General features: G+C 71.6%; 19 protein-coding genes, 2 tRNA genes and 1 pseudogene. 7 read left to right on the top strand and 15 right to left on the bottom strand.

Translation table 11 applies throughout. The features are described from left to right. Positions 1-104: 104 nt before the first annotated feature. From IG84_RS0128050 to pgsA, 4 genes are all read right to left on the bottom strand, one after another. Positions 105-647, bottom strand: a complete 543-nt coding sequence (locus IG84_RS0128050; protein WP_031062804.1) for a LemA family protein — start codon at positions 645-647, stop codon at positions 105-107. Positions 648-794: 147 nt separating this feature from the next. Next, positions 795-1,955, bottom strand: coding sequence for a glycosyltransferase family 4 protein (locus IG84_RS0128045; protein ID WP_031062802.1), 1,161 nt, complete (start codon positions 1,953-1,955; stop codon positions 795-797). Then, positions 1,952-2,917: a phosphatidylinositol mannoside acyltransferase gene (locus IG84_RS0128040; RefSeq protein ID WP_245659628.1), complete on the bottom strand. Its 966-nt coding sequence runs from the start codon at positions 2,915-2,917 to the stop codon at positions 1,952-1,954. Before IG84_RS0128040 ends, IG84_RS0128045 begins: the two co-directional genes overlap by 4 nt. Further along, positions 2,914-3,564, bottom strand: a complete 651-nt coding sequence (gene pgsA, locus IG84_RS0128035) for a phosphatidylinositol phosphate synthase (protein ID WP_031062798.1) — start codon at positions 3,562-3,564, stop codon at positions 2,914-2,916. Before pgsA ends, IG84_RS0128040 begins: the two co-directional genes overlap by 4 nt. Before the next feature lie 365 nt (positions 3,565-3,929). On the opposite strand from pgsA, the gene IG84_RS0128030 reads away from it, so the two are divergent. Both IG84_RS0128030 and IG84_RS0128025 read left to right on the top strand, forming a co-directional pair. Then, positions 3,930-6,137, top strand: a complete 2,208-nt coding sequence (locus IG84_RS0128030) for an elongation factor G-like protein EF-G2 (RefSeq protein WP_037800938.1) — start codon at positions 3,930-3,932, stop codon at positions 6,135-6,137. Between the two features lie 206 nt (positions 6,138-6,343). Further along, the gene (locus IG84_RS0128025) at positions 6,344-8,005 is read left to right on the top strand and encodes a hypothetical protein (RefSeq protein ID WP_031062794.1); all 1,662 of its coding nucleotides are present in this window, start codon (positions 6,344-6,346) and stop codon (positions 8,003-8,005) included. 71 nt (positions 8,006-8,076) lie between these two features. Here the strand turns inward: IG84_RS0128025 and IG84_RS0128020 are convergent, their stop codons facing one another. Both IG84_RS0128020 and thrS read right to left on the bottom strand, forming a co-directional pair. Next, a complete protein-coding gene (locus tag IG84_RS0128020; RefSeq protein WP_031062792.1) occupies positions 8,077-8,637 on the bottom strand; it encodes an HIT family protein in 561 nt (186 codons plus the stop codon). Positions 8,638-8,708: 71 nt separating this feature from the next. Further along, the gene (gene thrS / locus IG84_RS0128015; RefSeq protein ID WP_031062790.1) at positions 8,709-10,691 is read right to left on the bottom strand and encodes a threonine--tRNA ligase; all 1,983 of its coding nucleotides are present in this window, start codon (positions 10,689-10,691) and stop codon (positions 8,709-8,711) included. 125 nt (positions 10,692-10,816) lie between these two features. Between thrS and IG84_RS0128010 the strand changes: the two genes are divergently transcribed. Next, a complete protein-coding gene (locus IG84_RS0128010; protein ID WP_031062788.1) occupies positions 10,817-11,371 on the top strand; it encodes a DinB family protein in 555 nt (184 codons plus the stop codon). A gap of 24 nt (positions 11,372-11,395) precedes the next feature. Here IG84_RS0128010 and IG84_RS0128005 read toward each other — a convergent pair whose 3' ends face one another. Next, positions 11,396-12,571: a hypothetical protein gene (locus IG84_RS0128005; RefSeq protein WP_031062785.1), complete on the bottom strand. Its 1,176-nt coding sequence runs from the start codon at positions 12,569-12,571 to the stop codon at positions 11,396-11,398. After that, entirely contained in the window at positions 12,571-13,137 is a 567-nt protein-coding gene (locus IG84_RS0128000) for a DUF4365 domain-containing protein (protein ID WP_031062783.1), read from the bottom strand. The genes IG84_RS0128005 and IG84_RS0128000 overlap by 1 nt, the downstream gene beginning before the upstream one ends. A gap of 236 nt (positions 13,138-13,373) precedes the next feature. Here IG84_RS0128000 and IG84_RS39065 point away from each other — a divergent pair. Continuing rightward, positions 13,374-14,081, top strand: a pseudogene (locus tag IG84_RS39065) (exonuclease domain-containing protein); the annotation flags it as partial. Positions 14,082-14,104: 23 nt separating this feature from the next. Here IG84_RS39065 and IG84_RS0127995 read toward each other — a convergent pair. The 4 genes from IG84_RS0127995 to IG84_RS0127980 form a co-directional block, all read right to left on the bottom strand. Then, positions 14,105-14,176, bottom strand: a tRNA-Val gene (locus tag IG84_RS0127995). Between the two features lie 71 nt (positions 14,177-14,247). Then, positions 14,248-14,700 (bottom strand): SRPBCC family protein, encoded by a 453-nt coding sequence (locus IG84_RS0127990; protein ID WP_031062781.1) that lies wholly within the window; start codon positions 14,698-14,700, stop codon positions 14,248-14,250. 16 nt (positions 14,701-14,716) lie between these two features. After that, positions 14,717-14,788 (bottom strand) — tRNA-Val (locus IG84_RS0127985). An 86-nt stretch (positions 14,789-14,874) separates the two neighbouring features. Then, on the bottom strand, positions 14,875-15,318 hold the full coding sequence (locus IG84_RS0127980; RefSeq protein WP_031062778.1) for a TIGR02611 family protein: 444 nt from the start codon (positions 15,316-15,318) through the stop codon (positions 14,875-14,877). A gap of 186 nt (positions 15,319-15,504) precedes the next feature. Here IG84_RS0127980 and IG84_RS0127975 point away from each other — a divergent pair, with 186 nt between their 5' ends. Together IG84_RS0127975 and IG84_RS0127970 are read left to right on the top strand one after the other, a co-directional pair. Next, the gene (locus IG84_RS0127975) at positions 15,505-15,918 is read left to right on the top strand and encodes an SsgA family sporulation/cell division regulator (protein ID WP_003959770.1); all 414 of its coding nucleotides are present in this window, start codon (positions 15,505-15,507) and stop codon (positions 15,916-15,918) included. Between the two features lie 357 nt (positions 15,919-16,275). Then, positions 16,276-16,842 (top strand): CGNR zinc finger domain-containing protein, encoded by a 567-nt coding sequence (locus tag IG84_RS0127970; RefSeq protein ID WP_031062775.1) that lies wholly within the window; start codon positions 16,276-16,278, stop codon positions 16,840-16,842. Positions 16,843-16,872: 30 nt separating this feature from the next. On the opposite strand, the gene IG84_RS41685 is transcribed toward IG84_RS0127970, so the two are convergent. Together IG84_RS41685 and IG84_RS0127960 are read right to left on the bottom strand one after the other, a co-directional pair. Next, on the bottom strand, positions 16,873-17,031 hold the full coding sequence (locus IG84_RS41685; protein WP_169749904.1) for a hypothetical protein: 159 nt from the start codon (positions 17,029-17,031) through the stop codon (positions 16,873-16,875). Between the two features lie 69 nt (positions 17,032-17,100). Continuing rightward, the gene (locus IG84_RS0127960; RefSeq protein WP_031062773.1) at positions 17,101-17,586 is read right to left on the bottom strand and encodes a hypothetical protein; all 486 of its coding nucleotides are present in this window, start codon (positions 17,584-17,586) and stop codon (positions 17,101-17,103) included. Positions 17,587-17,769: 183 nt separating this feature from the next. On the opposite strand from IG84_RS0127960, the gene IG84_RS0127955 reads away from it, so the two are divergent. Further along, entirely contained in the window at positions 17,770-18,288 is a 519-nt protein-coding gene (locus tag IG84_RS0127955; RefSeq protein ID WP_031062770.1) for a DsbA family protein, read from the top strand. 40 nt (positions 18,289-18,328) lie between these two features. On the opposite strand, the gene IG84_RS0127950 is transcribed toward IG84_RS0127955, so the two are convergent. Further along, the gene (locus IG84_RS0127950) at positions 18,329-19,159 is read right to left on the bottom strand and encodes a GNAT family N-acetyltransferase (protein WP_031062768.1); all 831 of its coding nucleotides are present in this window, start codon (positions 19,157-19,159) and stop codon (positions 18,329-18,331) included. Positions 19,160-19,203: the final 44 nt, after the last annotated feature.

The raw sequence follows: 19,203 nt of genomic DNA, 5'->3' as shown, positions 1-19,203 counted from the left end.
GGCTCTTGGGGTGGCCCTTGCGGCCCTTCCGGCCCGGTGGGCCTGGGCTGCTCCCCCGGCTCCGTACCGGTACGGAGGCGGAGGCCACCGTACTCGTACAGGGCTCAGGCCGCCGCGCGTTCCCCGAGCGCCGCCGGGGCCTCGTCGTCCATCTCGAAGGCCAGTGGGAACGGGGCGTGGCCCGCGAGCCGGAACCAGCGTACGACGCGGTGCCTGCGGACGGCGCGGGCCGCGCGTACGGCGTCGTTGTGGAAGCGGCGGGCCATGGGGACGCGCCGCACCGCCGCGGTCAGCTCCGCGAGCGTCTGCTCGCCGCCGGGGGCCTCCCGTACGGCCTCGGCCTGTTCGGCCTCGTCGAAGACCGCACGCAGCGCCTGGCTGAGCGCGCTCTCGGCGACCTCCCGCTGGTCCTCCTCGGCCTGCCGTGCCTCGTGGGCCGCCTGGTACAGGACGATCGAGGCGACGGGGTCGAGGACGCCGGACGTCCCGAGCTCCTGCGCCACGGAGGCGCGGCGCAGGAGCTGCGCGTCGAGCGCGGCGCGGGCGGCGTCGATGCGCGCATGCAGCCGGTCCAGCCGCCCCGCGGTCCAGCTCAGGTACAGCCCGATGACGATGAGCGCCGCGAGGATCCAGATGAGAGTGGTCACGGGGCGTCACGATAGCCTCGCGAGGGCGGGCTCCGGCACGGGGGCGCGCCTTGCCCCGTGGGCGTCGTCGCCGGCTGACCCGCCGTCGTGGCCGGTCGCGCAGTTCCCCGCGCCCCTGGGCGTCCTGCGGGCTCCGCCCCCAGGACGTCAGTCGCGTGCCAGCCCCCACCGCGCCCGCAGGCTCACCCTCTCGTCCGTGTCCACCGACGCCGCCCCGTCGGCCACCGTCTCGTACACGGCGAGGATGTCCGCGCCCACCGTCGCCCAGTCGAACCGCCGCACGTGGCGGCTGCCGCGCTCGCGCAGTTCGGCGAGGCGGGAGGGGTCGCGGAGAAGCCGGATGGCAGACGCGGCGAGCGCGGACGCGTTTTCGTTGGTGAAGAGTTCGCCCGCCTCGCCCTGGTCCAGGACCTGGGCGAAGGCGTCGAGGTCGCTGGCGAGGACGGGGGCCGCCGCGGACATCGCCTCGACGAGGATGATGCCGAAGGACTCGCCGCCCGTGTTGGGGGCGACGTAGAGGTCGACGCTGCGGAGCAGGCGCGCCTTGTCCTCGTCGGTGACCATGCCGAGGAATTCGACGCGGGAGCGGAGCTCCGCGGGCAGGCCCGCGACGGCTTCCTTCTCGTCACCACGCCCGGCGACCAGCAACCGCGCGTCGGGGACCTCGGCGAGGATCTCGGGGAGCGCCTTCATCAGGACGGGCAGGCCCTTGCGGGGCTCGTCGATGCGGCCTATGAAGCCGATGGTCCGGCCCTGCCACTCCTTCTTGGGCTCGGCGCGGGCGAAGAAGTCGACGTCGACGCCGTTCGGAATGACCACCGCGTCGCCGCCGAGGTGTTCGACGAGGGTGCGGCGGGCGTACTCGCTGACCGCGATGCGCGCGCTGATCTTCTCCAGTGCCGGCTGGAGGATCGGGTACGCGGCGATCATGGCGCGGGAGCGCGGGTTGGAGGTGTGGAAGGTCGCCACGATGGGGCCCTGGGCCGCCCAGCAGGCCAGCAGGCCGAGGGACGGGGAGGCCGGCTCGTGGATGTGGATGACCTCGAACGCGCCATCGTGCAGCCAGCGGCGTACGCGGGCGGCGGAGAGGAAGCCGAAGTTGAGCCGGGCAACCGAACCGTTGTACGGGACGGGTACGGCACGTCCGGCGGAGACGACGTACGGCGGGAGCGGTGTCTCGTCGTCGGCCGGGGCGAGTACGGAGACCTCGTGGCCGAGCCGGATCAGATGCTCGGCGAGGTCGCGGATGTGGAACTGGACGCCGCCCGGGACGTCCCACGAGTAGGGGCAGACGATCCCGATCCTCAAGGTGTCTCCGTCTCTCGGGCGCCCGTACCGCGCGGCTCCAGGTCGGCGAGCCACAGTCGCTGCAGCATGTGCCAGTCCTCCGGGTGCTCGGCGATGCCTGAGGCGAAGGCGTCGGCCATGGCCTGGGTCATCGCGGCGGCCTTGTCCGTGCGCGTACCGGTCTCGGGTACCTCGATCCCGGGGTGCACACGGCCCCGCATGACGGGCGTACCGTCGTACCACAAGGTGACCGGCAGCAGCACCGTGCCGGTCTGGAGCGCCAGCATGGCCGGTCCTGCGGGCATCTTGGCGGCCTCGCCGAAGAACTTCACCTCCATGCCGGAGCGGGACAGGTCCCGGTCGGCGACCAGGCAGACCAGGCCGCCGGCCCGCAGCCGCCGGGCGAGTATGCCGAAAGCCGCGCCGCCGTTGTGCGGCAGTACCTCCATGCCCAGGCCCTCGCGGTAGGCGACGAACCGGTCGTAGAGGGTTTCGGGCTTGAGGCGCTGGGCGACGGTGGTGAAGGGGACGCCGAGCTTGGTGGTGACCCAGGCGCCCGCGAGGTCGTAGTTGCCCATGTGGGGCAGGGCGAGGATGACGCCACGGTCGCTGTCCAGCGCGTCGGTGAGGTGGTGGACGTCGGTGACGTCGACGCCCTCCGCCACCCGCTCGCGGCTCCAGGCCGGGAGGCGGAAGGATTCCATCCAGTACCGCATGTACGAGCGCATACCGGCCCGGGAGAGCCGGGAGAGGGCCTGCGGGGAGGCGTCGGGGACGACCCGTGCGAGGTTGGCCTCCAGGCGTCGTACGCCGTTGCCGCGCCGCTTCCAGACGGCGTCGGCGATGCGCTCGCCGAGCTGTACGGCGACCGGCTCGGGCAGCCTTTTGACCGTGGCCCAGCCCAGGCCGTACAGCGCGTCGGACAGTTTCCCAGTGTCCAGCAGCTTGTCGAGGCCGGGCAGCTTGCCGATGTCGAGCTTCACGCGCTCTCTCCCCCCATGGCGTCCGCCTCGGCGGACTCCCGGCGTACGGTGACCACCCGCTGGCCCAGGGTGACCGCGCTGCCGACGGCCACGATCCACAGGGCGATCGGCAGGAGGTTCTGGATCCAGGGCACGCCGAACTTGTGGAGGCCGGAGAAACCGCAGGCCACCAGCGAGATCACCAGACGTTCGGCGCGCTCGATCAGGCCGTTGACGTCGACCGGGAGGCCGATGCTCTCGCCGCGCGCCTTGGTGTACGAGACGACCTGGCCGGAGGCGAGGCAGAAGATCGTCACCGCGCAGAGCAGCAGGTCGTCGCCGCGGCCCGCGTACCAGAGAGCGAGGCCGCCGAAGATCGCCGCGTCGGCGACGCGGTCGAGCGTGGAGTCCAGGAAGGCGCCCCAGCGGCTGGAGCGGCCCAGTTGCCGTGCCATGTTGCCGTCGACCAGGTCCGAGAAGACGAACAGGGTGATGACGACGGTGCCCCAGAAGAACTCGCCCAGCGGGTAGAAGACCAGCGCACCGGCGACCACGCCGGCGGTACCGAGGACGGTGACCACGTCGGGGCTGACGCCGAGGCGGATGAGCAGGGCGGCGAACGGCGTGAGAACACGCGTGAAGAACGCACGCGCGTACTTGTTCAGCATGGCCTTCCCGGAGGTTGTGTGCGGGCCGCGCGGTCAGTGGGGCCACCGGCTGGCCCATCGTAGCCAGGCGGCCTCGGCGCTTTGCGAACGCACCACGGCTCACGGCCACCCCCGGGACGCGCCGGAGCCTCCCCCGCCACCCGCCCGGCGCACCCGGCCGGGAGCGCGCACAAGGCCACGACCACGGCAGAAGGGGGCAGTTGGCGGCCGTACACGGGTGCCCTGGGCACCCGTTCGGGCTTGTCCCGCATGATCCCTGACCACCCCCAAGATCCCCTATCGTCCCTTGTGCGATGTATGGACGCACCATGACCTCGGTGGAAAGCTCGGAACATCGCAGAGTGTCGACCTGGAGGCGAGACACAATGGGCGACAAAACGAGCACACATCCAGGAGCCGCCGGCAGGGCAGCGACGGTCGACCACCCCTCCTCCGTACGGAATGTGGTGCTGGTCGGCCACAGCGGATCGGGGAAGACCACCCTGGTCGAAGCCCTCGCGCTCGCATCGGGCGCGGTCAACAGGGCGGGCCGGGTCGAGGACGGCGGCTGCCTCTCCGACTACGACGAGATCGAGCACCGGCAGCAACGCTCCGTACAGCTCTCCCTGGTCCCGGTCGAATGGGACGGGATCAAAATCAATCTATTGGACACTCCCGGATACGCCGATTTCGTCGGGGAGCTGAGGGCCGGTCTGCGGGCAGCGGACGCGGCCCTTTTCGTCGTCTCGGCGGCGGACGGCGTGGACGGCGCCACCCGAATGGTCTGGGACGAGTGCGCGGCCGTCGGGATGCCCCGCGCCATAGTGGTCACGCACCTCGAAGCGGCCCGCGCCGACTTCGACGGTATGACCGAGACCTGCCGCACGGCCTTCGGCGGCGAGGACCCCGACGCCGTGCTGCCGCTGTACCTCCCGCTGTACGGCGAGGCCGGCGCCGACGGCCACCGGCCCGTGCACGGCCTGATCGGACTGCTCTCCCAGCGGGTGTACGACTACTCCGGAGGCGGCAGGAAGGAGCGCGACCCCGAATCCGGCGAGCTGCCCCTCATCGAGGAGGCCCGCAACCGCCTCATCGAGGGGATCATCGCCGAGAGCGAGGACGAGTCCCTGATGGACCGCTATCTCGGCGGCGAGGACATCGACATCAAGACGCTCATCGGCGACCTGGAGACCGCCGTCGCGCGCGGCAGCTTCCACCCCGTACTGGCCGCGGCGCCCGCCGCCGACGGCAGCAAGGAGGGCCTGGGCACCATCGAACTGCTGGAGCTGATCACCGGCGGCTTCCCCACCCCCGCCGAGCGGGAGACCCCCGCCGTCACCACCCCCGACGGAAAGCCCCGCCCGGCCCTCACCTGCGACCCCGCCGGGCCGCTGGCCGCCGAGGTCGTCAAGACCTCCTCCGACCCGTACGTCGGCCGGCTCTCCCTCGTACGGGTCTTCTCCGGCACCCTGCACCCCGACGAGACGGTGCACGTCTCGGGGCACGGGCTGGCCGACCGCGGTCACGAGGACCACGACGTCGACGAGCGCATCGGTGCCCTCTCGGCCCCCTTCGGCAAGCAGCAGCGCACGGTCACCAAGGTCGTCGCCGGCGACCTGGCCTGCGTCGCGAAGCTCTCCCGCGCCGAGACCGGCGACACCCTCTCCGCCAAGGACGCGCCGCTGCTGATGGCGCCCTGGGACATGCCCGACCCGCTGCTGCCGGTCGCCATCCAGGCCCACAGCAAGGCCGACGAGGACAAGCTCTCCCAGGGCCTCGCGCGGCTCGTCGCCGAGGACCCCACGATGCGCCTGGAGCAGAACCCCCACACCCACCAGGTCGTCCTGTGGTGCCTGGGCGAGGCACACATGGACGTGGCCCTGGAGCGGCTGCGCGCCCGGTACGGAGTCCAGGTCGACGCCGTACCGCACAAGGTGTCGCTGCGCGAGACGTTCGGCGCGAAGGCCGCCGGGCGCGGCCGGCACGTCAAGCAGTCGGGCGGCCACGGCCAGTACGCGATCTGCGAGATCGAGGTCGAGCCGCTCCCCGGCGGCAGCGGCATCGAATTCGTCGACAAGGTCGTCGGCGGGGCCGTGCCCCGGCAGTTCATCCCGTCCGTGGAGAAGGGCGTACGGGCCCAGGCGGCGCGCGGGGTCGCGGCCGGGTACCCCCTCGTCGACATCCGCGTGACGCTGCTCGACGGCAAGGCGCACTCCGTGGACTCCTCCGACGCCGCGTTCCAGACCGCGGGCGCCCTCGCCCTGCGCGAGGCCGCCGCCGACGCCGCCATCCACCTGCTGGAGCCGGTCGCCGAGGTCACCGTCCTGGTGCCCGACGACTACGTGGGCCCCGTGATGAGCGATCTGTCCGGGCGGCGCGGCCGGGTCGTGGGCACCGAACAGTCCGGTGCGGGCCGGACGTTGGTGCGCGCAGAGGTCCCGGAGATCGAAATCGGCCGCTACGCCGTCGATCTCCGGTCACTTTCGCACGGCACCGGCCGCTTCCACCGCAGCTACGCACGGCACGAACCGATGCCGCCGCAGCTCGCCACCAAGATCCGCGCAGAGCGCGAAAAGCCGGAGAACGGCGGCTGATTCACCTGCCGGCGACCGGCGGAGCAGCCGGCGTACCGCCCGGGGACGAGGACTCAACTCCCTTGGACGGTACGCCGGCTGCACGTCGGCTGTACGCTGAGGGCGCAGCTCAGAGGTGTGCCGGGGGCGACCGGTGGGAAGGTCGCTCAGAGGCGTTCTGCGGGGACACGCCAACGGCAGGGGCAGACGGCGGCGAGGGGGCCTTGGTGACGACGATTGACGGCTTCGACTTCAGCCCGGGAGCGCAGGTCCCGCTCTCCGGCGGGGCGGGGCAGACTGCCGCTACCCAGGCGCTGGCCTCGGCCGCGTACCGGGACACCCCGCTCTCCGACATCTCCACGGCCGACTCCGACACCGCCAAGTCGGACATCAAGAAGCCCCGGCTCTCGCTGTTCGAGCCCAACCTCGGCGAGGCGTTCTCGCGCGCCGTCGTGGTCCGGATGCTCGGCGGCGGCCGCAAGCCGCTCATCCAGTCCTTCGGCACCGAGCCGCAGACCGTCGTCGAGCACTGCCTCGCCGCCAACCGCATCCGCAAGGAACGCGACGCGAAACTGACCGTCCTCATGGTCGTCTTCGGGGTGCTCTTCCTGCCCGGCGTGCTCCTCTGGTTCGGCGGCTTCCAGCTCAAGCGGATCCTGGACAAGGCCACCAGCAAGGGCAAGAGCGCGCTGGGCACGGTGCTGCTCGTGGCCCTCTGCGGCATCGCCCTGATCTTCCTGATCAAGCTCCCGTTCGACAGCTTCTGGACGGTCTACCTCCGGCTGATGCTGATCGCCCCGGTCATAGGCTGGTGGTGGGCCAAGCGGATCTGCGAGCGCACCGCCGCCGACCTGCGCGACGCCTGGAAGGGCCTCCTCGAAGGCGGCGGCGTCGGCGCGAGGATCCCCGAGGCCGTGCCCCAGGACCCGAACGAGACCGCCGCCGAGCGCCTCCGCCAGAACCTCGCCAAGCTCACCGCCGAGCAGGCCAGCAACGTCGTCTTCTACGCCGGGCCCAAGGGCATACTCGGCATGGGCACCCGCTGGGGAAGCTGGCAGCTCGCCGAGGAGCTCCGCCCCGCGGACCCGGACAGCGAGATCCACCCCTTCCGCAGCTACGACATCATCCGTGTCATCCACGACCGGCTCCGCCTCCTGGAGCGCAGCCCGCTGCACACCGGCGGCTTCGGCCAGGCCCCTTCCGTGAAGCACTGGATCGTCTCCCCCGTCGGCGAGAACGCCGACGCCGTCGCCCGCCCCGAGGGCACCGACACCGACGCCTTCCAGATCCGCCCGCACGAGATAGAGCGGATCTGCAACGAGCAGCAGTTCGGCAGCGGCAACCGCCACTACCTCGGCGTGCAGTTCGTCCTCTGGGACGGCCAGCTCGTCCTCACCCTGATGATCACCGTGACCGTGCTGCACGAGACGCTGCGCATCGAGGTCACGGGGCACGCCCTCGGCCCGGTCCACGGCCTGTTCACCACCAAGCCCAAGGCCAAGACCGTGACCGAGGCGAAGGTCGTGAAGTTCTGGGAGACCAAGGAGCGGCAGCTCCCGCTCATCGACGCCGACGAGGTCGTACGCCTCGCCGCGCGCGCCCCCCTGACCTGGTTCCCGCCGGTACTGGACTTCCTCGGCGGCAAGCTCGTCCTGCCCGAGCCCTTCGGGCTGCGCCACGCCTGGGCCGACAAGCCCTGGCGGCACCGCTTCATGGCGGACGACGCGCTGCGCGCCGCCACGCCCGTGCTGCGCGTGGTGCACTCCGCGGCGATGAGCGTCCTGAAGGAGAACGGCGTGGACACCGAGCGCTTCGACAACCGCTCGCTGGTCCTCAGCGGCGCGGTCCAGGACCCCGCGCCGAGGAAGGCCGACGTCTACGACGCGTGACCGCCGCGCGGTAGGTACGCCTGGGGCCCGTACGGAAGTTTCCGTACGGGCCCCAGGCGCGTGCTCGGCCGTTACACCGCCGGCCAGGCGTCCGCCAGCATCGCGCGGGTGTCGGCCAGGAGCTGCGGCAGCACCCGCGTGTGGCCGACCACCGGCATGAAGTTCGTGTCGCCGCCCCAGCGCGGGACGACGTGCTGGTGCAGGTGGGCGGCGATGCCGGCGCCGGCGACCCCGCCCTGGTTCATCCCGATGTTGAAGCCGTGCGCGCCGGACGCCGCGCGCAGCGCCGCCATCGCCTGCTTCGTGAGCTTCGCCAGCTCCGCCGTCTCGAGGTCGTCCAGCTCGGTGTAGTCGGCGACGTGACGGTAGGGCACGACCATGAGGTGCCCGCCGTTGTACGGGTAGAGGTTGAGCACCGCGTACACGTGCTCACCGCGGGCGACGACCAGGCCGTCCTCGTCGGACTTCGACGGGATCGTGCAGAACGGACAGCCGTCGTCGGCCCCCGGGCCAGTGGGCTTGTTCTCACCCTGGATGTAGGCCATCCGGTGCGGCGTCCACAGGCGCTGGAAGGCGTCCTGTGTCCCGACTCCGATCTGCTGCTCCGGCTCAGTCGTCATGAAACGCAGCATATTCCCTGGTACGGACGCGGTGAGGGGCGGCCCTGTGGACCGCCCCTCGAATTCTCGCGTCGTGGCCCGGATCAGACCTGGGCGCGCTCCTCGACCGCCTTGAGGATCTTGGCGATGGCCTCGTCCTTCGGGATGCCGTTCTCCTGGGAGCCGTCCCGGTACCGGAACGACACCGCGCCGTTCGCCACGTCCTCGTCGCCCGCGATGACCATGTAGGGCACCTTGGACTTCTGGGCGTTGCGGATCTTCTTCTGCATCCGGTCCGAGGACGAGTCGACCTCTATGCGCAGCCCCTTCTTGCGGGCCTCCGCGGCGAACTCCTCCAGGTACGGGACGTGGGTGTCGCCGATCGGGATGCCGGTGGCCTGGACGGGCGCCAGCCAGACCGGGAACGCGCCGGCGTAGTGCTCCAGCAGGACGCCGAAGAACCGCTCGATCGAGCCGAACAGGGCGCGGTGCAGCATGACGGGCTGCTGCTTGGAGCCGTCCGCCGCGGTGTACTCCAGGCCGAACCGCTTGGGCTGGTTGAAGTCGACCTGCAGGGTCGACATCTGCCAGGACCGGCCGATCGCGTCCTTGGCCTGGACGGAGATCTTCGGGCCGTAGTACGCGGCGCCGCCCGGGTCCGGGACCAGCGGCAGGCCCTGCTTCTCGGCCGCCTGGCGGAGCGCCTCGGTGGCCTCCTCCCAGTCCTCGTCCGAGCCGATGAACTTGTCCGACTCGGGGTCGCGGGTGGACAGCTCCAGCTCGAAGTCGGTCAGGCCGTAGTCGCGCAGCAGGTCGAGCACGAAGGTCAGGAGCGTGTCCAGCTCCTCCGGCATCTGCTCCTTGGTGCAGTAGATGTGCGCGTCGTCCTGGGTGAAGCCGCGGGAGCGGGTCAGGCCGTGCACCACGCCGGACTTCTCGTACCGGTACACCGTGCCGAACTCGAAGGCGCGCAGGGGCAGTTCGCGGTAGGACCGGCCGCGCGACTTGAAGATCAGGTTGTGCATCGGGCAGTTCATCGCCTTGAGGCGGTAGTTCTGCCCGTCGAACTCGATCGGCGGGAACATGCCCTCCGCGTAGTGCGGGAGGTGCCCCGAGGTCTCGAAGAGGTGCTCCTTCGAGATGTGCGGGGTGTTCACGAACTCGTAGCCCGCGTCCTCGTGCCGCTTGCGGGAGTAGTCCTCCATCACCTTGCGGATCACGCCGCCCTTGGGGTGGAAGACCGCGAGGCCGGGGCCCAGCTCGTCCGGGAAGGAGAACAGGTCCAGCTCGGCGCCCAGCTTGCGGTGGTCGCGCTTCTCGGCCTCGGCGAGGAACTCCAGGTACGCCTTGAGCTCGTCCTTGGTCGGCCAGGCGGTGCCGTAGATGCGCTGGAGCTGCTTGTTCTTCTCGCTGCCGCGCCAGTACGCCGCGGCGGAGCGCATCAGCTTGAACGCCGGGATGTTCCGGGTGGTGGGCAGGTGCGGGCCTCGGCAGAGGTCCTTCCAGCACAGGTCGCCGGTCTTGGCGTCGAGGTTGTCGTAGATGGTCAGCTCGCCCGCGCCGACCTCCGCGTCCGCGCCCTCGGCGGCCTCGCCGGCCTTGCCCTTGAGGCCGATCAGCTCGAGCTTGTACGGCTCGGCGGCCAGCTCCTCGCGGGCGTCCTCGTCGGTGGTGACCCGGCGCGAGAAGCGCTGGCCCCGCTTCTGGATCTCCTGCATCTTCTTCTCGATGCGCTTGAGGTCCTCGGGGGTGAACGGGGTCTCGACGTCGAAGTCGTAGTAGAAGCCGTCCTTGATGGGCGGGCCGATGCCGAGCTTGGCCTGCGGGAACAGCTCCTGCACGGCCTGCGCCATCACATGCGCGGTGGAGTGCCGCAGGATGTTCAGGCCGTCCTCGGAAGTGATCTCCACGGGCTCGACGGTCTCGCCGTCGGCGACCTCGTACGCGAGGTCCTTGAGCTCTCCGGCCACCCGCGCCGCGACGATGCTGCGCTCGCCCTGGAAGAGGTCGGCGGCCGTAGTGCCCGTGGTCACCACGCGTTCTTCCCGCTCGGAATCGCGTTGGATGGTCACACGGACGTCTGACACCGGACTCTCCTGACTCATGTCTGCTGGGCGGCAGCGATCGCTGCGCACGGTGAATCGTACCGAGCCACCGGCCCGCCTCGCGAAACGGTTGTTTGCCGGGCCGCCGTGGGGGGCAAAGCCGGTCCATGGTCATCGACTGGAACGAGCAGCTCGCGGAGCAGCTGGACCTGCACTGGCGGGTTCAGCTGCGGGACCGCCTGTCCGGGCTGAGCGACGAGGAGTACTTCTGGGAGCCCGCGCCGGGCGCCTGGAACGTACGCCCGAGGGGGACGAGCAGCGCGCCCATTGCCGCGGGGTCCGGCGACTTCACGGTCGACTTCGCCTTCCCCGAGCCGGTGCCCCCGCCGGTGACGACCATCGCCTGGCGGCTGGCCCACATCATCGTGGCCGTGTTCGGGATGCGCGTGGCCAACCACTTCGGCGGGCCGAAGATGGACTACGAGTCCTTCGCGTACGCCGGTACGGCCCGGGAGGCGCTGGAGCAGCTCGACGCGGCGTACGCGGCGTGGCAGGCGGGCGTGCGGGGGCTCAGCGAGGAGGACCTGGCGCGGCCGTGCGGCCCCGCCGAGGGGCCGTACGGCGAGTATCCGATGGCGACGCTGGTGCTGCACATCAACCGGGAGGTCATCCACCACGGTGCGGAGATCGCGCTGCTGCGTGATCTTTACCCGCACCGCTGACGGGCCCGCTGAGGGGTGCGGGGCTCACTCGCCGCCGCACGCCTCCTCGAAGTGGTCCAGGTTCTCCTGGAGCGACTTCAGCAGCCGGTCCCGCTCCGCGTCGTCGACCTGCACGGGCGTGACGCCGCCGGCCCCGGTGATCCGGCGGAAGCCGCCGCGGCTCTCCAGCCGCCCGGTCACCCGTACCGGCAGTCCCAGCAGGTGGGCGTGGCCCGCGATCCGGTAGTCCTCCTCCCCGAGCGCGACCCTGACCTGCGCCACGTCCGCGCCGGCCAGCACCCGCAGCCGTACCGCGCCCGCGCCGTCCGGCCGCTCGCGGCGCATCCGTACGACCGTGCCGGTCACCCGCACGGCGAGCGAGGGCTCGTCCCGTACGTACTGCTGGGCGGCCTGCCGCAGCGCGGGCAGGTCGCCGGGGGTGAACTCGACGGGCTCGGGACGGGCCGGGCAGCCCGGCGGCGCCCCCTCGGCCGGTGACCACTCGATCACGATGCGCACCCCCTCGGCGCCGCGCACCAGGGAGATCAGCGCCTCGGTCAGCTCGTGGCAGACGCCCAGTTCCACGGCGGCCTCGTACGCCTCCATGCCGCCGGTGGCCCGCTGGTAGTCCGTGGCGTCGCGGGCGGCGTGCAGCGCCCGCTGGAGGCCCGCGACCGTGCCGCGCCCCGCGGTGACCGGGACGTACGCGGTGAGGCTGCGGCCCGCGGGGGCCGGGCCGACCAGCACCTGGTCCAGCAGCGCCTCGGCCTGCCGACGGTGCCGCGCGCCGTGGTAGCCGGCCCGCGCGCAGGTGCCGAGCGCCCCGGCGGCCAGCAGGGAGCGGGCGGCGGCGCGCAGCCGTTCCTGTGCGGTCCACAGCGTCGCGCCCGAGCCCTCGTCCGGGATGTCGCGCTCCCAGCGCACCTCGTCGCTGGGCACCGCGAGGCCGACCAGCACCTCGCGGGCCGAGGGCGCGGCGCTGCGGGCGAGCGCGGTCAGGGCCTCGGCGAGCAGGTCGGTGCTGTCGGGGAAGCGGGCGGACTCGGGCACGAGGAGGCTGGTCCCGGCGGTGCCGCCGGGCGGGGTCCAGCGGCCGTACTGGCCCTGGGTGCCGCCGCGGCGGTGCCAGCCGTGCCGGCCCAGCAGGGCGGTGAGGACGGCCGGATCGACCCGTGCGGGGTCGGGAACGGGGAGTGGGCGCTCGTCGGTCGGCCGGTACATCAGGGTCTCCCTCCCGCCCCGACCCGCGTCATGATCTCGGCGAGCGCACGGTCGTCGAAGATCCGCGTGGTCGGAATCCGCACAGTGGTCTTGCGCCTGCCGGTGGCCTGCTGGCCGGCCAGGTTGATCCAGTAACAGCAGTGCCGCAGTTCGAGCCGGTCGTGGCTCGCGCGGAGCCAGTCCTCGGGGGTGCGCGGTACGAGCATCACGACCAGGATCTTGTGCACCGCGACGGGGGTACGGGCGAGCTTCACGAGGTGGTCGTTGTCCAGCGTGAAGCCGAAGCTGGGCCCCGGCGGGCGGGGCTGGACCTGGTAGGTGCACTTGAGCTGCACCTTGATGGTCACTTCGTCGTCGATGGTGTGGCCGGACGAGCCGTGGCTGACGTGCCAGTCGATGCCGTTGTCCGGGAAGGGCTGCGCGAGCGAGCAGCCGGCCGCCGCGGCCACGGCGTGGAGATAGCCCACCTGGAGCGTCTCCATGGAGGCGGTGGTGGCGAGCTGGCCGCGCAGCGGTACCGGTCGCTCGGGCAGGTACCCACCCGGCTCGGGCTGTGCGAGCGTCATCGCTCCAGTGCCTTCCGGGCGTTGCGGTGGTGCCGGTCGGGTGCGTGGGGGTGCGGTGGGGTCCGGGCCGCGCGGCGGTCCGGCGGACCGCGCGTGGGGCTGCGGTCCCCTCTGTGTTGTCTCCGTGTCAAGTGGTCAGCAAACAATGGCGGTTCGACAACCGCGGAGGCCGGGTATCACCAGCTCGGGCGGCCCGGGGCAGGCCACCCGCCGTAGGAGCACGAGGAGTTGGGACTATGCCGTGCTGGTTCGACGGTCCGCTGGCTGCCTTCGACACCGAGACGACGGGGATCGATGTGGAGCAGGACCGCATCGTCTCCGCCGCCCTGGTCGTCCAGGAGACGCCGCGCTCGACTCCGCGGGTCACGCGCTGGCTGGTCAATCCGGGGGTGGACATCCCGGAGGCGGCGACGGCGGTGCACGGCCTGACGGCCGGGCATCTGGCGATGAACGGCCGCTGGCCGGCGCCGGTGATGGAGGAGATAGCGCGGGCCCTGGCGGAGCAGGCGATGGCGGGGCGGCCGCTGGTGGTGATGAACGCACCGTTCGATCTGACGCTGCTGGACCGTGAGTTGCGCCGGCACCGCGCGTCGTCGCTGGCGGCGTATCTCGGCGCGCAGTCGTTGTGCGTGCTGGATCCGCGGGTGCTGGACAAGCATCTGGACCGGTACCGCAAGGGCCGCCGGACGCTGACGGACCTGTGCGAGCACTACGGCGTCGAGCTGTCGGGGGCGCACGAGGCGGCGGCGGACGCGACGGCGTCGCTGCAGGTCGTACGGGCGCTGGGGCAGACGTTCGCGACACGGCTCGAAGGGCTGAGCGTGGCGGAGCTGCACGCGCTCCAGGCGGTGTGGCACGCCGCCCAAGCACGGGGCCTGCAGGCATGGTTCGCACGCAACGGCACGGAAGAGGCGGTGGACCCGCACTGGCCACTGCGACCGGAGAACACACTTCACCCTCGCACTTGTGGGCGATACTGGGTTCGAACCAGTGACCTCTTCGGTGTGAACGAAGCGCTCTCCCACTGAGCTAATCGCCCGGGATGTGTCCGGGGTTTCCTTCGGGTCTCCCGCGAACGACCTGAACAATACAGGTCGCGGCGGCGTTACTTCAAATTCCTTCGTGGCGGGCCAGCCAGGCGGCCAGTCCGCGCCGCCCGGCCCGCATCATCAGCGTGTGGTTGAGCCGGAAGAACGGCCGCCCCGGGTAGGCCAGCAGCCGCATGAAGGGCCTGCGCACCTCGACCTCCTGCTCGTACAGCGCGCGGGTGCCGGTGCCGTACGGGCGGACCGTCCAGCGCGCCCAGCCGTCGATGTCGCCGTGCAGCGCCGTCTCCAGGACGCCGGCGCCCGGGTCGCGGCGGGTCTCGCGGGCGGTGACACGCAGGCTGTACGGCAGTACGGAGCGGATGCGGGCGGCACCGGAGCGGTCGTCGGTCCGGTGCACCTCGGCGACCTGGGGCCACCAGCGGGGGTAGGACTCGGTCCGCTCAAGGACGGCGTAGACGACGCCGGGCGCCGCGTCCAGCAGCCAGACGCTGCGGAAGCGGTAGTGGGAACACACTTCACCCTCGCACTTGTGGGCGATACTGGGTTCGAACCAGTGACCTCTTCGGTGTGAACGAAGCGCTCTCCCACTGAGCTAATCGCCCGGGGCGCCGGTGCCTCGCGGCCTGGCGCACCGCCAACATTACCCCATGTCAGCGGGGCTCCTGACCACGGTGCGGCCGGGCCGTTGTCACTCGGTGATGTGCCAGGGCATCTCGAAGCCGAACTTCCACACATACACCGCGAGCGCCGCGACGATGATCACGACGCCGATCGTGGTGAGGATGATGTTGCGCCGTCGGACCTTGGGGTCCAGGGCCTTCTGGGCAGCCTCGGTGACCTTGCGCTTGGTCCAGCGGAGTACGAGCTGCGCCCAGACGAACTCGGTCGCCCAGATCGCCATGCCGGCGAAGATCACCAGCCAGCCGGGCCCGGGCAGCGGCAGCATGATGATGCCGCCGACGACCACCGCGAGCCCGATGATGAAGATCCCGACCTGCCAGCTCATGTGCAGGGTCCGGGAGCGCTTCACGAAATGCGGCGCCTTGGACCCCAGCTTCTGCGGGACCGCCGTCGCGCCCCGTGTCGACGCGCCTCCCACGACGCCCCGACCCTCGTCACTCTCCGCATTCATACCGGCAAACCTACCCGACGCTCCGCACCCCCGCATGAACGCTCGGGAGGATCCCGGACTCCGCCGTAAGAGGTACTCGAAGCCACCCAAAACAGTCAGAGGGGTTTACAACACCACCGTAGGTGGCATGTCGATTTCGCCGACGTGCGAACCCCCGAGCGCACACTGAGCGAAAGGCCCTGGCGTATGAACACCACGGTCAGCTGCGAGCTGCACCTGCGCCTCGTTGTGTCGAGCGAGTCCTCACTGCCTGTACCTGCGGGCCTGCGGTATGACACGGCCGATCCTTATGCCGTGCACGCCACCTTCCACACCGGAGCCGAGGAGACCGTCGAGTGGGTTTTCGCCCGCGATCTCCTCGCCGAGGGCCTCCATCGGCCCACCGGCACCGGCGACGTCCGCGTCTGGCCGTCCCGGAGCCACGGTCAGGGAGTCGTCTGCATCGCCCTGAGCTCCCCGGAAGGCGAGGCTCTGCTCGAAGCCCCGGCGCGGGCCCTGGAATCCTTCCTCAAGCGCACGGATGCCGCGGTCCCGCCCGGCACCGAGCACCGACACTTCGATCTCGACACGGAGCTCTCCCACATCCTCGCGGAGAGCTGAGGAGACCCGCGGCCGCGTACCGCGTCAACCGCTCACCACTCGCGCCGTCCGACTCGGGGAGACGGCGCAGGACGGACAAGTTCATACGGCAACCACCGGCGCCGTCGCCGCGGAGACCACCGCGGCGACGGCGCCGCTTCCGTGCTGAAGGGGCGCCGCTTCCGTGCTGACCGGCCCGGAAGGGCACCGGGGAGCCGGGGAAACCTGCGGCACCGGTGGCCGCCCGGCCTTGTTGGAGGCGCTAGAGTCGGCGACCATTCGGCAAGGGGCGGCCGGTCGATCGCTGGAGATCACCGGCCACCGCACATGGATCCCGGGGGGCGGCAGAATCCGCCCCTCCCGGCCTGGGAGCGACCCGTGATGATCACCCACGACACCCGGTGCGCGCTGGAGGCGGTCGTCGACCTCCTGAACACCGCGCCCGAGGGCGGGGCCCCGTCGGCCCCGGACGCCCTCAGCGACGTGCCGTCCCTGCACGAGTTCGTCGCACGCAACGCCTTCAGCGATGTGGGCACGCTCACCGAACGGGACCTGGCTTCCGTGCGCTCCGTACGGGCGAGATTCGCGCAGGTCTTCGCGGCGGACGACGACCGCAGCGCGGCCGAGCTGCTGAATTCGCTGGTGGCGGCGGCCGGCACCACACCGCGGCTGACCGACCACGACGGGTACGACTGGCACGTGCACTACTTCGCGCCCGGCGCCTCGGTCGCCGACCACCTCGCGGCGGACGGCGGGATGGCGCTGGCGTTCCTGGTCGTCGCCGGCGAGCGGGAGCGGCTGCGGCGCTGCGAGGCACCGGACTGCCGGCACGCCTTCGTCGACCTCTCCCGGAACCGCTCGCGCCGCTACTGCGACAGCCGGACCTGCGGCAACCGCCTGCACGTCGCCGCGTACCGCGCACGCCGCCGCGAGGCCGCGAGCTGACCGCGCCTCCCGGAGGCGCGCCACGGGCTTCTAGAGCAGGAAGAGGTCGTGCACGGCGCCCACCAGGAGCAGGACGCCGATGACGGTGAGGAAGAGCATCAGGGGCGGCTGGGACAGGGCGAAGAGACAGCCGCGGGATTCAGGGGCCCGGGGAGCGTTCTCCCGGGTCAGGGCGCACTCATCGTTCATCTCGCGGAGATCATGGCGCAGGTGATCGGCGCGAGGGGCGGGAGATTCCCCCGCAGGAGGGGGAGTTCCTCAGATCCCGTGCTTTTTCAGGATGGCTTCGATATCGGAGAAGTCGTCCGCGCCACCGGAGCGATCACCGGAGCGGGCCCCCGGCTGGATTTCCGCACCCCGCCCTTGGGTAACCCCCTGCTGGGGAGACGAGTTCGTTCGATTCGCCCCGTAGGCAGCCGGCGGGACGAGAGCGCCGGGCGCGCCGGAGCCCGCCGCCTTGGCCGCGGCGCGGCGTTCCCTGCGGCTCACGGAGCGGCGCTCGGCCGCCCGGCTCACCAGGAACAGCAGGGCCGAGAGTGCCAGTACGCCGAAGCCCGCCCACACGGTCGGCTTGAAGACCAGGTCCGTGATCCAGTCGATGACACCGGTCAGGACCAGGCCGACCGGGATCAGCGCGAAGGCGGCGATGCGCGTCGCGGCGAGGAAGCGCCGGCGGAAGGCGGTCAGCGCGGCGATGCCCAGGCCGGCCACCGACAGCACGGCGCAGACGGTCGAGGTCAGCATCGGATCCTCCTGCGGTGGACGGTTCTCCCCCCATCGTGCCCCCTCGCCCGGTTCGGGGGCCATGGCCCGGCCCGCGCTCGGGGTCATCTCGGGGTCCGGATCGTCCCCAGGTGCCGGTTCGGCGGGGTCGGTGAGCCATGGGTTCCGTTCGGCCGGGGCCGCGCGGGCTGGGAGACTGGCCCCATGAACGACGCTTCCTCCCCCGCAGTCGCCCCTCCCGTCCTGGACGTCTGGTGCGAGCTGCAGTGCCCCGACTGCCACGCCGCCCTGGACGACCTGCGCGCGCTGCGCGAGCGCTACGGCGACCGGCTGGAGATCCGGCTGCGCCACTTCCCCCTGGAGAAGCACAAGCACGCCTACGCCGCCGCGCAGGCCGCTGAAGAGGCCATCGAGCAGGGGCAGGGCTGGGCGTACGTGGAGGCCGTCCTCGGGCGCACGGACGAGCTGGCGAAGCAGGGCGAGAAGCTGCTGGTGAAGGTGGCCGGGGAGCTGGGTCTGGACGCCGAGGAGCTGGACACCGCGCTGATCGACGGCCGGCACCTGCTGATCGTCGACGCGGACCAGGCCGAGGGCAAGGCGATCGGCGTCACGGGCACGCCCACGTACGTCATCGGCGGCGAGCGGCTGGACGGCGGCAAGAGCCAGGAGGGGCTGCGCGCCCGCGTGGAGGAGATCGCGGACCGGCTGCTGGCCGCCGAGTAGCCTCAGCGGCCGCTCACCACCGGACGGCTCGGCGCGCTGCTCACAGCAGTGGCTTCGAGAGCCGGTGGTCCATGACGCGGTACCCGAGGGACTCGTACAGCCCGCGCGCTGTCGGGTTGTCGGCGTAGACGTTCAGGCCGAGGTGATGGCTGCCCGCCGCCAGGCACTCCCGCTCGGCTATCCCCATCAGGGTGCGTCCATGGCCGCGTCCGCGGTGCCCGGGCGTGACCCGCACGTCGTACACGTAACCGCCCGGCTGTCCCGGTGCGTGCAGCGCGGTCCAGACCGTGCCCACGTCCGTGCCCTCGTGGCGCAGCACGCGCAGGCTCTGTCCGGGGGTGTGCGGGCCGTCGGACAGCAGCAGCCGGTGGTCGGCGTCCGCCAGCTCGGCGGCGCGCTCGGCCGACGCGCCCTGCCGGACCATGGCCTGTACGTACTCGTCCTGCGCTGCCGCGAGCCAAGTGGGGTACTCCGCGTCGTCCAGCGGCCGGTCGACGCTCCCGGGAGGCAGCGCGGGCGGGTTGGTGAGCTCCTTGCGCATCCGGCGGGCGCGCTCGGTGTAGCCGAGCGCCGCGCTCAGCCGCAGCGCGGGCGTCGCGCCGGCGGGCACGAGGAACTCGATGCGCCGGCAGCCCCAGCCGCGCAGCACTTCCTCGGCGGCGAGGGCGGCGACGGTGGCGCGGCCGCGCCGCCGGTCGGGCTCGGCTATCCACAGGTCGGCGAGGCGGCCGGTGGGCAGTGCGGCGCGCGGGTCGGTGGCGAGCCGGAGCCGCCCCACGGGGCGGCTGTTGACGCAGACGTCGTACGTACGGGCCCGGACGCCGCCCTCCTGGCGCTCTTCCGGTCCGGTGGGGCGCAGCGTTGTGGTCACGCTGTTGTTCTACCCGCGTACGGCTCCTCAGTCATCGGCCCGGC

The organism is Streptomyces ochraceiscleroticus, from assembly GCF_000720485.1.
Classification (GTDB): Bacteria; Actinomycetota; Actinomycetes; order Streptomycetales; family Streptomycetaceae; genus Streptomyces; species Streptomyces ochraceiscleroticus.
The sequence above is the reverse complement of the archived record's forward strand: the minus strand, read 5'-3'. Positions and strand labels throughout refer to the sequence as shown.

What these genes read in the sequence shown, in the direction of transcription:
- pgsA (WP_031062798.1), bottom strand. Translation starts at nt 3,564, where the DNA reads ATGCTGAACAAGTACGCGCGTGCGTTCTTCACGCGTGTTCTCACGCCG.
- IG84_RS0128030 (WP_037800938.1), top strand. Translation starts at nt 3,930, where the DNA reads ATGGGCGACAAAACGAGCACACATCCAGGAGCCGCCGGCAGGGCAGCG.
- IG84_RS0128020 (WP_031062792.1), bottom strand. Translation starts at nt 8,637, where the DNA reads ATGCTGCGTTTCATGACGACTGAGCCGGAGCAGCAGATCGGAGTCGGG.
- IG84_RS0128010 (WP_031062788.1), top strand. Translation starts at nt 10,817, where the DNA reads ATGGTCATCGACTGGAACGAGCAGCTCGCGGAGCAGCTGGACCTGCAC.
- IG84_RS0128005 (WP_031062785.1), bottom strand. Translation starts at nt 12,571, where the DNA reads ATGTACCGGCCGACCGACGAGCGCCCACTCCCCGTTCCCGACCCCGCA.
- IG84_RS0128000 (WP_031062783.1), bottom strand. Translation starts at nt 13,137, where the DNA reads ATGACGCTCGCACAGCCCGAGCCGGGTGGGTACCTGCCCGAGCGACCG.
- IG84_RS0127980 (WP_031062778.1), bottom strand. Translation starts at nt 15,318, where the DNA reads ATGAATGCGGAGAGTGACGAGGGTCGGGGCGTCGTGGGAGGCGCGTCG.
- IG84_RS0127975 (WP_003959770.1), top strand. Translation starts at nt 15,505, where the DNA reads ATGAACACCACGGTCAGCTGCGAGCTGCACCTGCGCCTCGTTGTGTCG.
- IG84_RS41685 (WP_169749904.1), bottom strand. Translation starts at nt 17,031, where the DNA reads ATGAACGATGAGTGCGCCCTGACCCGGGAGAACGCTCCCCGGGCCCCT.
- IG84_RS0127960 (WP_031062773.1), bottom strand. Translation starts at nt 17,586, where the DNA reads ATGCTGACCTCGACCGTCTGCGCCGTGCTGTCGGTGGCCGGCCTGGGC.
- IG84_RS0127955 (WP_031062770.1), top strand. Translation starts at nt 17,770, where the DNA reads ATGAACGACGCTTCCTCCCCCGCAGTCGCCCCTCCCGTCCTGGACGTC.